The following is a 13,934-nucleotide window of genomic DNA, read 5'->3' on the forward strand; positions in this document are numbered from 1 at the left end:
ACGCCCGGTAACATCCCGAACCCGGAAGCTAAGCCTCACAGCGCCGATGGTACTGCAGGGGGGACCCTGTGGGAGAGTAGGACGCCGCCGAACAATCATTCAGAGCCGCGGCCCCAGCGATTCGCTGGGGCCGCGGCTTTTTGTTTTTTTGCAGGTTGGTACAGAGATGGCCGGTAGCCGGGAGCGACTGCTTGCCGGGTGCGGGACAATGGAGTGATGGTGGCGTGCCTCGAGGGCCGTCGCCAGGATGTTGCTGGTAGACCAGAAGGAGTCATGTCAATGTCGAACCCCCCTCAGGGACGCCCGGAGCGCCGTTCGGGCGACGGATCGCAGGGTGCAGGGGGCGCGGGCCGGCGTGACTCCCGTGGCGGTAGCTTCAACCGGGACGACCGTGCCCCGCGTCGTGACGACCGCCCGAGCACCGGTGGCAGCTACAACCGCGACGACCGCCCCCGTGGCGGAAGCTACAACCGTGACGACCGCCCGAGTGGCGGCGGAGGCGGGTACCGTCGCGACGACCGGCCGTCGGGTGGCAGCTTCAACCGCGACGACCGTGGCCCGCGCCGTGACGACCGCCCCACCAGTGGTGGTGGCTTCAACCGTGACGACCGTGGCCCGCGTCGCGATGACCGTCCCAGCAGCGGCGGTGGGTTCCGTCGCGATGACCGGCCGTCGGGTGGTGGCTTCAACCGTGACGACCGTGGCCCGCGCCGTGACGACCGTCCCAGCAGCGGCGGTGGGTTCCGTCGCGATGACCGGCCGTCGGGTGGCGGCGGCAACCGCGACGACCGCCCCCGTGGTGGTGGCTTCAACCGCGATGACCGTGGCCCGCGTCGCGATGACCGGCCGTCGGGTGGTGGCTTCAACCGGGACGACCGTGCCCCGCGCCGTGACGACCGTCCCAGCAGTGGTGGCGGTTTCCGTCGCGACGACCGGCCGTCGGGTGGTGGCTTCAACCGTGACGACCGTGGCCCGCGCCGTGACGACCGGCCGAGCAGCACCGGCGGTGGGTTCCGCAGGGACGACCGCCCCAGCGGTGGCTTCAACCGTGACGACCGTGGCCCGCGTCGCGATGACCGTCCGAGCAGTGGTGGCGGGTTCCGTCGCGATGACCGGCCGTCGGGTGGTGGCTTCAACCGCGACGACCGCCCCCGTGGTGGTGGCTTCAACCGGGACGACCGTGGCCCGCGCCGTGACGACCGTCCCAGCAGTGGTGGCGGGTTCCGTCGCGATGACCGGCCGTCGGGTGGTGGCTTCAACCGCGATGACCGTGGCCCGCGTCGCGATGACCGTCCGAGCAGTGGTGGCGGTTTCCGTCGCGACGACCGGCCGTCGGGTGGTGGCTTCAACCGTGACGACCGTGGCCCGCGCCGTGACGACCGGCCGAGCAGCACCGGTGGTGGGTTCCGCAGGGACGACCGCCCCAGTGGTGGCTTCAACCGCGACGACCGTGGACCGCGTCGCGATGACCGGCCGAGCAGCACCGGCGGTGGCTTCCGTCGCGACGACCGGCCCAGCGGCGGTGGCAACTACCGACGCGATGACCGCCCCAGCAGCGGTGGGCGGTATGAGGGTGGTCGCGCGCAGAGCGACGAGCGGCGGAGCGAGCCGGTTCGTCGGCTGCCGATCGATGAGGATGTCACCGGGCAGGAGATTGACGGTGATGTGCGCCAGGAGCTGATGAGCCTTCCGAAGACTCTCGCAGAGGATGTCGCCAAGAACCTCGTCATGGTCGCCCGGCTGCTCGACACCGAGCCGGAGGAGGCGTACGCCTACTCTCGCGTCGCGCTGCGACTCGCTTCTCGCGTCGCTGCCGTGCGCGAGGCGGCGGGCTTTGCCTCCTACGTCACCGAGCGTTACTCGGAGGCGCTGACGGAGTTCCGTGCCGCGCGCCGGATGACGGGCTCCGCCGAGCTGTGGCCGGTCATGGCCGACTGCGAGCGCGGTCTCGGCCGACCGGAGCGGGCGTTGGAGATGGCAGGTGCGCCCGAGGTGAAGCAACTCGACAAGGCCGGACAGATCGAGATGCGTCTCGTCGCGGCCGGCGCTCGCACCGACATGGAGCAGTTCGACGCGGCCGTGGTCACCCTGGAGTGCCCTGAGCTGGGGTCTCACTCGGTGCAGCCGTGGACGGCGCGTCTGCGCTATGCCTACGCCGACGCGCTGATCGGCGCCGGTCGTGAGGGCGAGGCCAGGGACTGGTTCGCGAAGGCGGCGGAGGCCGACCAGAGCGGGACGACCAACGCGGCGGAGCGGCTCGCGGAGATCGACGGCATCGAGTTCGTCGACGCACTCGACCCGGACGTCGAGCTCGACGACGAGGTTGCCTCGAAGACCGACAGCGACGACGAGGGCGATGCGGAGTTCGCGACCGGCGACGGCGAGGACTACTACGAGGACGACGAGGAAGAGGACGAGGAGGAGGGCTTTGTGAGCCCTGCCGCCGACAGCCCCTCCCACGAGCCGAAGGCTGACTCGGAGCACGACTCCCAGAGCTGACCTCGCTCGCAACTGACTGTGGCCCGGCACCGGGATCTTCCGGTGCCGGGCCACAGTCATGTCCGGGCGGTCGTGTCCGAGGCCCTGCGGCGTCAGCGCACCAGGAGGCTGCGCAGGACCAGGCCGGTGGCGGGCTTGGGGCCGAAGGACGTGGATTTGCGGGGCATCGTCACGCCCTGCTCGGCCAGGCGGCGGACGACGCCCTCCTCGACCGGGTGCAGCAGCACCGCCGTGCCGCCGTTGCGCTCGGCCTCCCGCACCGCGGCCGTCGTGTCGTGCAGGTACCCGATGTGCTCGGGGGCGTCTGGGACGTGCCACACGTTGTCGAGCAGGACGGAGTGCAGCACGGTCGCGTCCAGGCTCCGGTACTCAGCAGGGCGGTCCACCGGAACACAGGCGTCGAGGGTGGCCTCGTCCGGCCCGGTGAGGAGGTGGAAGCTGCCGTCCCCGGCGAGCACGAAGGCGTTCTGGCCGGTTGCCTTGGCTGCCGCGAGGGCCTCCATAGCGGCATGCTGCGCGCTGCCGAGCTCGGTGACCTGCCAGGCGGAGCCGAGGGCGGAGAGGGCATTGGGGACGGGCAGGCGGTGCAGCACACGGTGGATCGCGCGGACCCGCAGAGGGTAGCGGGCGGTGTCCACGAGCAGGACCATGCCCCGGTCCCAGGGGCTGTGGGCGAGGTAGCGGTGTTCGCGCTGCAGGCGCAGGTACATCGCCCACCGGTGGTGGCCGTCGGCGATGAGGGCGCGGCAGGTCGCGAGGTCGGCGCTGACCGCGGTCAGGTCCTCGCAGTCCGTCACGGACCAGAGCCGGTGGGTGGTGCCGTCCCCGGTCGTGGTGGTGAGCAGCGCAGGGCCCGCGACGGTGCGTTCGATGACGCTGGCGGCTCCGCCGTCGCCGTGGTAGGTCAGCAGCAGCGGTTCCAGGTTGGCCTTGGTGGTGCGCATCAGGCCGACCCGGTCGGCGACGGGCCGGGGCATCACGTCCTCGTGCGGCAGCACCACACCGGCCTGGGGCCCGCTGACGGCGAGCGCGCCGATCAGGCCGCGTTGGAGGGTGCCGCCGTCCTCGGGCGGGGACTGCTGCTCGTAGACGTAGAGGGCGGGTTCGGGATCGGGGGTGAGGATGCCGCCGCGCTGCCACTCGGCGAGGAGCCGGGCGGCGTGGCGGTAGCCGCTCTCGGCGGTCGGCTGGGATCGGGGCAGGATCAGCCGGACGATGTTGTGCGGGTCGCCGGTCTCCAGGAGCAGCCGTCCGTCGGCATCCACCACGTCGTAGGGCGGGGACGTGACGGCGGCGAGCGAGCTCACCCGTTCCGGGTTGTAGCGCAACCCCCGGAAGGGGGCGAGCGACAGCCCGGCGGCGGCCACTCGGCCCGCGTCGCCGTACCGGAAATCTCCTGAGTCGTCTGCACTGACTGCTCTCACTCTGGGCATGTTAATCGGGTATGCCCGGTTGACTGATCATCGGTATGGCTGATCACTGGGCCGACGGCTGAGGGACCACCCGGAGAGGGGCCAAGATGAGGGAGCGGGCACGCAGCGACGAAGGTGCTCCGAGCGGGGATGTGTACGACTGGTTCCGGCGCGGGAGCGAGTTGCTGGCCGGGGGTCACCCGGGGGCGGCGGAGCAGTTGCTGTCGCGGGCCGCGGCGGCTGAGCCGTTGTCGATGGCGATCCGGGAGACGCTGGCGCGGGCGCAGTTCGACGCTCGTTCGTACGCGGCGGCGCTGGAGAGTTTCCGGGTGGTGGCGATGGCGCACCCCGCGGACGACTACGCGCAGTTCGGCTGGGGGCTCGCCGCAGCCCGGACCGGGGATTTCGAGGAGTCGGCGGTGCATCTGGCGCTGGCGGTGGCGATGCGCCCGGACATCGCGCATTACCGTGCTGCGCTGCGGCAGACCCGGGCGACCCTGAAAGCGCGGGCCGGCGGGTTCGGTACCGTCGGGGCAGAGCAGAAGCAGGACAAGAGGCACGACCAGGACGAGTAGGAAGAGTCGATTGATGCCTGAGCTTCCCGAGCAGCCGCTGTACCGGCTGTACGACACGGCGTTGCTGGACCTGGACGGGGTGGTCTATGCCGGGCCTCGGGCGATCGACCACGCGGTGGAGTCGCTGGCGCAGGCGCGGGAGGCGGGGATGCGGCTCGCGTATGTGACCAACAACGCCTCGCGCACCCCGCAGGCCGTGGCGTCTCATCTGAGCGAGTTGGGAGTGCCTGCCGAGCCGAGTGATGTGATCACCTCGGCGCAGGCGGCGGCCCGGCTGGTGTCGGGCAAGGTGCCGCAGGGCTCGGCGGTGCTCGTGATCGGCGGGGAGGGCCTGGTCGAGGCGGTCCGTGAGCGCGGGATGCGCCCGGTGCGCTCGCTCGACGACGGGCCGCTGGCGGTGGTCCAGGGCTATGACCCGACTGTCGGCTGGGAGCAGCTTGCTGAGGCCTCGTACGCGGTCGCGCAGGGGCTGCCGTGGGTGGCGTCCAACACCGATCTGACGATCCCGACGGCGCGGGGCACGGCGCCGGGCAACGGGACGTTGGTCGCGGCGGTTCGGACGGCGACGGGCGTGGAGCCCGAGGTTGCGGGCAAGCCGCTGCCCCCGATGCACCACGAGACGGTGATCCGCACCGGGGCGAAGCATCCCCTGGTGGTAGGGGACCGGCTGGACACGGACATCGAGGGCGCTTTCAACGGGGGCGTGGACAGCCTGCTGGTCTTCACCGGAGTGAGTCGGGCCGAGGAGCTGCCGGAGGCTCCGCCGAAGTACCGGCCGACGTATGTGGCGGCGGACCTGCGTGGGTTGCTGCGGGTGCAGCCGGAGCTGCGGGCGGGGGCGGACGGCTCCTACAGCTGCGGCGGCTGGACCGTGGTCGTGCGCGAGGGTGAGCTGAGCCTCGGCGAGGCGCGCGGAGAGGATCCGTACGACGGGTTGCGCGCGCTCTGCGCGGCGGCCTGGGCGACGGCGGACGCGACCGGCGGCTCTGCGCCCAAGTGGCGGAAGGCACTGGCGGAGCTGGGGCTCTAGCGCGACGGTCTGCTGCGGCCGGCGGCGCTGCGGCTAGAGGAGCTTGCGCAGCTGGAGCAGGTCGCGGATGCCGGCCTCCAGTTTGACCCGTCCCGAGGCCCAGGCCGAGGCGAAGTGGAGCCGCCCCTCGACGAGTGCGACCAGGTCGTCCCCGGCCATGGCCAGCCGGATCTGCGCACGTTCGGCGGGGCGGCCGGGCTTCTCGGTCACCTCGGTGATGCGGCCGTCCCGGAGCCGACCGGTGAAGGTCACGTCGAGGTCGGTGATCCAGCAGGTCAGCGAGCGGTCGAGGGATGCTGCCGTGCGGACGTCGCCGGTGGACTTGCCGAGGTTCTCGCTGAGCAGGTCGAGTGCCTCGCGGCACTCGGCGGGGGTCGCCATGATGCGCTGTGCTCCTGTTGGTGCGGAAGGCCCGCGGACGGGGGCGTGGTACCGCGACGCTACCGCAGGCGGGTGTGTGGCGCGGATACGCGGTGGGACGGGGAGAGGCGGTAGCGTCGGTGTGGAAGCTCGCAGTCGGATGGTGGACGTGCGGATGAGAGCGGAAGAGGGAGGGCCGGATGCGCGACGTGGTGCGTGACAGTCTCAGGGTCGCGGCGGAGGCTGCGACCGGGGTGGTCGCGGAGGCTCGGCGGCGGGCCGAGTCGGGTGCCCGCGACCTGCTGCACCTGGCCGGAGTGGACCCGGAGGAGTTGCGCGAGCGGGTGCCGGACCCGGTGCTGCTGGTGGTCGGGGTGGTTCGCTCCGAGGCCGACAAGGTGTGGAGCCGCCTCGGCGACGGGGTGGTCCAGGTCGGCGTGGTGCTGGAGTTCCTGGAGCAGCAGGTACGGCAGTTGCAGGGGCAGGACGGGGGAGCCGAGGCGGACGCCGGTACGGCGGAGCAGTCGGCGGCGGCGCGCGCGGAGCAGGCGTTTCCCGCCCCCAGGCAGCGGTCGAACGCGCCGCGGCCGGTCCGGGTGGTCGTGGACGAGGACGAGCAGGCGGAAGCTGCGGCGGCGCGGCGGCGCGCGGCGGTGCCGGGGATGAAGAAGGCGGCGGCGCGGAAGGCCGCGACGCACGGAGCGGGGGACGCGGCAGCGGAGCGGTCGGCGACGCCGAAGAAGGCGGCCGCGAAGAAGGCGGCCGCGAAGAAGGCGGCCGCGAAGAAGGCGGCCGCGAAGAAGGCACCGGCCAAGAAGGTGGTCGCGACCAAGGCTGTCGCCGACAAGCCGGTTGCCGAGCAGTCGATCGCGAAGAAGCCCCCGGCCAAGAAGACGGAGGCGGACAGCTCGGCGGCGGCCTCGAAGAGCGGCCCCGCCAAGAAGGCGGTCGCCACGACGGCGCCTGCCAAGAAGGAACCCGCGAAGAAGACCGCCGCGAAGAAGACCGCCGCGAAGAAGACCGCCGCGAAGAAGACCGCTGCGCGGAAGTCCGCGGCGCAGCCACCCGCTCAGGCGTCGGCGCAGGGGCAGGCCGGGGATGAGTAGCGAAGCCGGCTCTCTCGGAGGGCTCGCCGAGACCGGGCACGCCCGGGTCGATGCCGCGCTGGCGCTCCTCGGGGAACTGGACGGGGTGCCGACCGAGGCCCACGCCGGGGTGTACGAGGGCGTGCACGAGCAGCTGCGTGACACCCTGAGCGCGCTCGACGAACCGCGCCCGCCCCTTCCTCCCCTTCCGTAGGACCGACCCGAGTCACCCCGAACCGCAGGAGCTGAACCGCACGTGGCAGTCGCACGACGCCGTCTGGACGCTGAGCTGGTCCGCCGTAAGCTGGCCCGCTCCCGGGAGCACGCCAGCGAGCTGATCGCCGCCGGACGGGTGACCGTCGGCGGGACGACGGCGACCAAGCCCGCGACCCAGGTCGAGACCGCGGCGGCGGTCGTCGTCGCGAAGGACGAGAACGACCCCGACTACGTCTCGCGGGGCGGGCACAAGCTGGCCGGCGCCCTGGCCGCGTTCCTTCCCGAGGGGCTGACCGTGGAGGGGCGGCGCTGCCTGGACGCGGGCGCGTCGACCGGCGGCTTCACCGATGTGCTGCTGCGTGCCGGTGTGGCCGAGGTGCTGGCGGTGGACGTCGGCTACGGGCAGCTGGCCTGGTCACTGCAGAGCGATGACCGGGTGACGGTGATGGACCGCACGAACGTGCGCGAGCTGACGCTGGAACAGATCGGCGGCACGCATGTGGACCTCGTGGTGAGCGACCTGTCGTTCATTCCGCTCGGTCTGGTGCTCCCCGCGCTCGCGGCGTGCACCGCGCCGGAGGGCGATCTGGTGCTGATGGTCAAGCCGCAGTTCGAAGTCGGCAAGGAGCGGCTCGGCAACGGTGGCGTCGTGCGCAGCGCCGTGGTCCGGCAGGAGATGATCGAGAAGGTCGCCGGGCAGGCCGCCCTGCTGGGGCTGGGCGTGCGCGGAGTGACCGCGAGTCCGCTGCCGGGGCCGTCCGGGAACGTGGAGTACTTCCTGTGGTTCCGGCGGGACGCCGAGCCACTGGACGTCGCCGATGCGCGCCGGGCCGTCGAACAGGGGCCGCAGTAGGGCTGGCCAGACGGACCAGCGGGTAAGGTCGGGGAACTGCGTCAGTCGGACCGCAGTTCCCGAATGAGTTCCAGCATGGGAAGTCCCAACACGAGGGGGAGGCGCTGCCGGGACGACGACGTCCTGGTAGGCGCTGGAGGATCAGATGAGTGACCGTACCGTCTTCCTGCTCGCGCACACGGGTCGCGAGGAGGCCCTGCAGAGTGTCGAATCCCTGGTCACGGGGCTGCTGAAGGCGGGGATAAACCTCAGGGTGCTCGCCGCCGAAGCCCCCGACATGGGGTTTCCCGCGCGGGTCGAGTCGGTGCCGACCGGACCGGGGGCGGTCGAGGGCTGCGAGCTGATCCTCGTGCTGGGCGGGGACGGCACGCTGCTGCGCGGTGCCGAGCTCTCGCGCGAGTCGGGCGTGCCGATGCTCGGCGTCAACCTGGGACGGGTGGGTTTCCTCGCCGAGGCCGAGCGCGACGACCTGCAGAAGGTCGTCGAGCGGGTCGTGGAGAGCGACTACGAGGTCGAGGAGCGGATGACTCTCGACGTGGTCGTGCGTACCGACGGGCACATCGTGCACACCGACTGGGCGCTGAACGAGGCATCGGTGGAGAAGGCCTCCCGCGAGCGCATGATCGAGGTGGTGACGGAGGTCGACGGCCGTCCGGTGTCCCACTTCGGCTGTGACGGGGTGGTGTGCGCGACGCCGACCGGCTCCACGGCGTATGCGTTCTCGGCCGGTGGGCCGGTGGTCTGGCCCGAGGTGGAGGCGCTGCTGATGGTGCCAATCAGCGCGCACGCGCTGTTCGCGAGGCCCCTGGTGACCTCGCCGAAGTCGGTGCTCGCGGTCGAGGTGCAGCCGAAGACGCCGCACGGCGTGCTCTGGTGTGACGGGCGGCGCACCGTGGAGCTGCCGCCCGGCGCACGGGTGGAGGTGCGCCGGGGGCGTACGCCGGTACGGCTGGCGCGCCTGCACCGGGCCCCGTTCACGGACCGGCTCGTCGCCAAGTTCGCGCTTCCGGTGACCGGCTGGCGGGGTGCGGCGGGGCGCTGAGCCCGCGGGTCGAGTGGCTGAGCCTTCGCGCCGGGTGAAGGTCAGCCGACACGGAGCCCGTTGGCCGTCACCGTGCCGAGCGCGGCGGCGTTGTGGGAGGTCACGGCGAGGCCGCCGAGCAGTGGACCGGTCAGGGCCAGCGTCGTGGTCGAGCCGGGGATGAGCGTCCAGGTGGTGCCGTCGGCTGAGGTGTAGGCGGTGAAGACCGCCCCCGATCGGGTGATCTTCAACCAGGCCGGGGCGGTCCCGGCCGGATTGGCCAGCTTGGTCGTGCCGCCACCGGTCGTGGCGCGCTTCTGCACCTTGATCCCGGCCCCCGGGGACACCAGGACCGCGTAGTAGGCCGCGCCGGGGTCGTTGCTCGCCCTGAGCATCGGGCCGGCTTTGGCGTTGGAGCTGCTGGCGCTCTGCGTGTCGAGGTGCGCCACGACGCTCCCGTCGCCGGTCAGGGGCTGCGAGACGGAGCGGAACTGGTCGGCGGTGCCGGTGATGTCGGTGCCGCCTGCGGAGATGGTCCAGGTGTCGGCGCTCGGGTCGTACGACTGCTGACCGGTGAGCGCGGGGCTGCCGATGTCGGCGCAGGTCCAGGGCGCGGGGCAGGGCAGCGGTGGCGGCGAGCTGAAGCTGCCGACGGTGGTGACCGAGGCGAGCAGGTCGTCCTGGCCGGTGCCTGACGGGGTGTAGCTGAACGCCGCGCGGCCGTCGGCGGCGGTGACCGCCGTCTCGGTGAGGCCGGCGTCCGGGCCTCCGATGACCTTGAACGAGACCGTGACGTCCGGCAGGCCGAAGCCGCCGCTGTCCAGCAGGATCGCACTCGTGGTCCGGGCCTGGCCTGCGGTGACCGCCGGCGTGGCGTCGTCGAGGGTGACCGAGGCCCGGCTGCTGCCGGGGGTGGCGCTGGGTGTGCCGATGGGGCGCCACTGGAGCGACTCGTTGTGGGCCGGCTTGCAGAAGCCCAGGTCGATGCCGTTGGTGTCGAGGACATGGGTGCTGTCGACCAGCGTGCTGGCGACCCCGCCGACGGTCAGCGTGACCGTCGGGGCGACGGTGAGGGGGGTGCAGTTGTTGCCGGGGAAGCCGCTGGTGTCGAAGTTGTCGTAGCTCGGATTGTTGCCCGGGGGGTTCTCGGTGAGGATCACACTCCGGCCCGGCGGGACGGTGAAGGAGCCCCAGAGATTCGGGAAGACCTTGCCGCCGGTGAGCGAGGAGTGCATGTCGACGTCGACCCGGCTGACCGTGACGGGCGCGGAGGTGGGGTTGTCCAGCCGCAGCGCGCCCGCGTCATAGCAGGCGGGGAGTGTGCCGCAGGCGGTCTGGCCGGGGACGGTGCCGCCGAGGAAGACGGTGTCGGGGGCCCCGGCCCACGGCACGGGGAACGAGGCGGGATCGGGAGTGTTGATCTCCTTGTCCTCGGCGTAGCCGACGGAGACGACCAGCCCGGCGACGGTCGAGCCGGCCGGCGGCGCGGCCGTGGTCGGCAGCCGGGTGGTGGCGGGCGCGGCGGCCGGTGTCGCCGCGCGGGCGGTCGGGAGGGCGGTCGGGAGGGCGAGGAGCGGGAGCGGCAGCAGTAAGGCGGCTGCGAGGTGACGAGTGCGGACCACTGGACACGACCCTTCGTGGAGAGTTCCTGGAGAGTTCGTGGTGAGGGGGGCCCTGGAGCGTCGCCGCTCCGGGGCCCCTGGCGACGCGGTGTCAGCCCGCGGTGTAGCTGACGTTGTCGAACGTGGCGGTGCCCAGCGCGGTGGCGCTGTGCGAGCACTCGAAGAGGCCCACCGTGGCGGTCGGGGTGATGGCCACGGTCTTGGACAGCACCTGGGTCCAGGTGGTTCCGTCGGCGGACAGGGAGGCGGTGAAGGTGCTGCCGACGCGCTGGATCCGCATCCAGACGTCGGGGAAGGCGTAGGTACCGCCGGCGACGGAGCCGTTGAAGGAGTACTGGACCTTGACGCCACCACCCGGCGCCTGCGCGATCAGCAGGTACGGGGAGCCGGCGGCGGTGGACTGCTTCCAGATGACTCCCGCCTTGGCGTTGGAGCTGGTGTTGGACTCCGAGGTGAGCCGGGCCACAATCGTCCCGTCGCCGCTGGTCGGCTGGGAGACGTAGTTGAACTGGTCGCTGGTGCCCCAGATGTCGGCGCCCGCGCCCTGCACCGTGTAGCTGCCGTTGGCGTACCCGGCCGAACCGGTCAACGTGGGGCTGCCCACGTCGCCGTCCGTCCAGGGAGCGGGCAGCGGTCCGGGCGGGGTGACGCTGGACCCGGTGACGCTGACCTGGTCGAAGGCCACCGAGCTGACCTGGCCGATGTTGTGCGAGGTGTCGAACAGTCCGATGGTGACCGGTCCGGTCATCGGGACGGTGGCGATGCCGATCTGGGTCCAGCTGCTGCCGTCCGCGGACTGCCAGGAGGTGAAGGTGTCGCCGCTGCGCTGCAGTTTCAGCCACTTCTGCGGCGAGGAGTAGCCGGGCAGTGCGGCGGCCGGGGTGATCGAGTGCGAGCCGCTGTACTGCATCCGCACGCCGTGCCCGGTGGTGTAGACGGTCGGCGGCAGCGGCGAGTTGCAGCCGTTGGGGGTGCAGCCGGTGCCGTTGATGGTGGGGATGGTCGCGGAGACGTCGGGGGCGACCAGGGCGTCGACGAACGCCGAGCCCGCGGTGGTGTTCTGTTTGACCATCAGTCCGGCCTTGGCCCAGTCGCTGCTGTCGGACTGGTAGCGGACCCGGGCGACGATCGTGCCGTCGCCGACGAGGCTCTGGTAGGTGTAGTGGAACTGGTCGTTGGCGGCGTAGACGTCCGCACCGCCCCCGTCGGTGTAGAAGGTGCCGCTGGCGGCGGCGTAGTCCGTCGTTCCCGCCGTGATCGGCGCGCCGACGTCCGTGCTGGACCAGCCGCCGGGCAGGGTCTTGCCGACCGGGTCGAACTGCGCGGTCCAGCTCGCGCCCGCCGCGGGGGTGCCGACGACGTCGGTCAGGGCGCTGCCGTCGGACCAGCCGCTGAACCGGTACGGCGATCCGGCGACGCTCTGCGCCAGCGGGAGCCCGGCCAGGACGTGCCGGACGCCCACCACGCCCTGTGCCGTGTAGCTGCCGGTGTGCCAGGTGCCGTCGACGAAGTAGCCCGCGCCTGGGACGGCCGTGTTCGCGGAGATCGAGGCCAGGTTGGGCGTGAGGTCCTTGGTGACGACGGTCCGGCTGCCGGTCGAGTCGGTCACCGACAGGGTGATCCGGTAGCTGCTCCCCGGCGTCTGCGAGGTGTCCGTGGGAATGGTCACGCTCGCGCCGGTCGCCCCGCTGGTCGGCCCTGAGACAGGCCCGGGCACCTCGGCGTTGTAGACCGGCCGCAGCACGCCGTTGCTGTAGTAGTCCACCTGCCAGGTGTAGGCGCTCGGCGGGAGTGTGCCGTCGGTCGGGTCGGTGGCCGTGCCACTGAAGGAGACGGTGTCACCTGCGTTGTAGCTCGCGGGCGCGTTGATCGTCGCCGTGGGGGCGCCGACCACCGGCTGCGGTGGCGTGTACGGCGCGGGGGCCGTGCCGGGGGCGCCGGTGGTGGAGATCTCGTTGACGGTGCCCTCGAAGATGCTCGCGAAGTAGAGGTTGCCGTCCGGTCCCTCGATCAGGTCGGCGATGGTTCCGGCCGCCTGGTCGAAGACGGTCTGCGAGGTCTCGGTGGTGTAGGTCGGGTCGAAGGTCACCGCCTCGATGTCCTGGCGGTTGTAGTCGCCGACGAAGACGGTGTGGCTGTAGGCCGCGCCGAAGGTCGGCCCGCTGTACGCGGCCACGGCTGAGGCTGCGCCGTCGACCGGTGCGTGGCCATAGGCGTAGGCCGGGTTGACGAAGCCGTTGCTCCCCGCGTCGCCCTCCACGACAGGCCACCCGAAGTTGCCCCCCGGCTGCAGGGTGTCCAGTTCCTCCCAGTAGTTGGAACCGGTGTCGATGGTCATCGCCCGGCCGTCCGGCAGGAAGGTGAAGCGCCACGGGTTGCGCAGCCCGTACGAGTAGATCTGCTTGACGGCGCCGGGCACGTTGACGAAGGGGTCGTCGGCGGGGGCGGAGCCGTCCAGGTTGAGCCGCAGCATCTTGCCGTACGGGTTGCCGAGGGTCTCGCCGTTGGTGATGGCGGGGACGTTGTCGGCGACGGCCCACCACAGCTTGCCGTCCGGGCCGACCTTCAGGTCGTTGCCCGCGTGGTGCAGGTTCTGCGACTGGTTGCCTCGGTAGAGCACCTTCTCGGTGGCCGGGCTGACGCTGTCCCCGGTCACGGTGAAGCGGGAGAGCTGCGCGAACGGCTGGGTGACGCCGGCGCTGTTGGTCACCGAGGCCGTGTACGAGAGGTAGAGGTAGCCGTTGGCGGCGAAGTTCGGGTCGAAGGCCATCCCGAGCAGCCCGCACTCGCCCTGGCTGTAGACGTTGGGCACGGTGACCAGCGGTGTCGGCAGGATCGTGCCGTTGCGGTCGATCAGGATCGTGCCGCCCTGCTCGGCGATGTAGAGGTCGCCGCTCGGCGCGAAGGCCAGGGCGATGGGCTTGGTCAGCCCGTGCGCGAGCTGCGTCTGCGTGAAACCGGCCGGCAGGTTCGGCGGCGGGAGCGTGGCCGCACCCGCCGGGAGCGCGCTCGTGCCCCAGCCGAGGAGAACGGCGATCACTGTCGCGATCGCCGCCAGTATCTGCGCAGTGGATTTTCGTAACCTCACGTGCCCCCCTTGGTCGGTCTCCTGTGCGGAGAACATCGGCATCGTAGGAGAAGTCCGCACTCTTCCGACAGTGGGTGGCAGCGTTGGTCCGCGGAATTCACGGAGGTGTCGGAAAACTGCTGGAGGACTCTTCGTTTTCTTGAGTGATCCATTGTCGGCCGAGGCCGAGTGGG

The 13,934-nt window shown here is 71.6% G+C and carries 12 protein-coding genes and 1 rRNA gene; 9 read left to right on the top strand and 4 right to left on the bottom strand.

The genetic code is table 11. From position 1 onward, the window contains the following. The 3 genes from rrf to ABIA33_RS27355 all read left to right on the top strand — a co-directional run. Positions 1–93: ribosomal RNA gene (gene rrf / locus ABIA33_RS27345) — 5S ribosomal RNA — on the top strand; the annotation flags it as partial. A gap of 379 nt (positions 94–472) precedes the next feature. After that, entirely contained in the window at positions 473–1,681 is a 1,209-nt protein-coding gene (locus ABIA33_RS27350; RefSeq protein WP_370085257.1) for a hypothetical protein, read from the top strand. Then, positions 1,666–2,499 carry a hypothetical protein gene (locus ABIA33_RS27355; protein ID WP_370085258.1) on the top strand — a complete coding sequence of 278 codons (834 nt, stop codon included), beginning with the start codon at positions 1,666–1,668 and terminating at the stop codon, positions 2,497–2,499. Before ABIA33_RS27350 ends, ABIA33_RS27355 begins: the two co-directional genes overlap by 16 nt. 92 nt (positions 2,500–2,591) lie before the next feature. Here the strand turns inward: ABIA33_RS27355 and ABIA33_RS27360 are convergent, their stop codons facing one another. After that, complete coding sequence (locus ABIA33_RS27360) at positions 2,592–3,932, bottom strand: DUF1015 family protein (RefSeq protein WP_370085259.1); 1,341 nt, start codon at positions 3,930–3,932, stop codon at positions 2,592–2,594. Positions 3,933–4,018: 86 nt separating this feature from the next. Here ABIA33_RS27360 and ABIA33_RS27365 point away from each other — a divergent pair, with 86 nt between their 5' ends. Beyond that, a complete protein-coding gene (locus ABIA33_RS27365; RefSeq protein ID WP_370085261.1) occupies positions 4,019–4,486 on the top strand; it encodes a hypothetical protein in 468 nt (155 codons plus the stop codon). Positions 4,487–4,499: 13 nt separating this feature from the next. Continuing rightward, a complete protein-coding gene (locus ABIA33_RS27370; protein WP_370085263.1) occupies positions 4,500–5,516 on the top strand; it encodes an HAD-IIA family hydrolase in 1,017 nt (338 codons plus the stop codon). A 33-nt stretch (positions 5,517–5,549) separates the two neighbouring features. Here ABIA33_RS27370 and ABIA33_RS27375 read toward each other — a convergent pair whose 3' ends face one another. After that, positions 5,550–5,897, bottom strand: a complete 348-nt coding sequence (locus ABIA33_RS27375) for a sterol-binding protein (RefSeq protein WP_370085264.1) — start codon at positions 5,895–5,897, stop codon at positions 5,550–5,552. A 179-nt stretch (positions 5,898–6,076) separates the two neighbouring features. On the opposite strand from ABIA33_RS27375, the gene ABIA33_RS27380 reads away from it, so the two are divergent. From ABIA33_RS27380 to ABIA33_RS27395, 4 genes are all read left to right on the top strand, one after another. Next, positions 6,077–6,982, top strand: a complete 906-nt coding sequence (locus ABIA33_RS27380) for a histone H1-like repetitive region-containing protein (RefSeq protein WP_370085266.1) — start codon at positions 6,077–6,079, stop codon at positions 6,980–6,982. Continuing rightward, positions 6,975–7,175, top strand: coding sequence for a hypothetical protein (locus ABIA33_RS27385; RefSeq protein ID WP_370085267.1), 201 nt, complete (start codon positions 6,975–6,977; stop codon positions 7,173–7,175). The genes ABIA33_RS27380 and ABIA33_RS27385 overlap by 8 nt, the downstream gene beginning before the upstream one ends. 42 nt (positions 7,176–7,217) lie before the next feature. Next, positions 7,218–8,030 (top strand): TlyA family RNA methyltransferase, encoded by an 813-nt coding sequence (locus ABIA33_RS27390; RefSeq protein ID WP_370085268.1) that lies wholly within the window; start codon positions 7,218–7,220, stop codon positions 8,028–8,030. 145 nt (positions 8,031–8,175) lie between these two features. Further along, entirely contained in the window at positions 8,176–9,072 is an 897-nt protein-coding gene (locus ABIA33_RS27395) for an NAD kinase (RefSeq protein WP_370085270.1), read from the top strand. Positions 9,073–9,113: 41 nt separating this feature from the next. Here the strand turns inward: ABIA33_RS27395 and ABIA33_RS27400 are convergent, their stop codons facing one another. After that, positions 9,114–10,673 (bottom strand): hypothetical protein, encoded by a 1,560-nt coding sequence (locus tag ABIA33_RS27400; RefSeq protein WP_370085271.1) that lies wholly within the window; start codon positions 10,671–10,673, stop codon positions 9,114–9,116. Positions 10,674–10,764: 91 nt separating this feature from the next. Further along, positions 10,765–13,761, bottom strand: coding sequence for a PQQ-dependent sugar dehydrogenase (locus tag ABIA33_RS27405; protein ID WP_370085273.1), 2,997 nt, complete (start codon positions 13,759–13,761; stop codon positions 10,765–10,767). Positions 13,762–13,934 lie beyond the last annotated feature (173 nt).

Source organism: Streptacidiphilus sp. MAP12-16 (assembly GCF_041262165.1).
In the GTDB taxonomy this organism is placed as follows: Bacteria; Actinomycetota; Actinomycetes; order Streptomycetales; family Streptomycetaceae; genus Streptacidiphilus.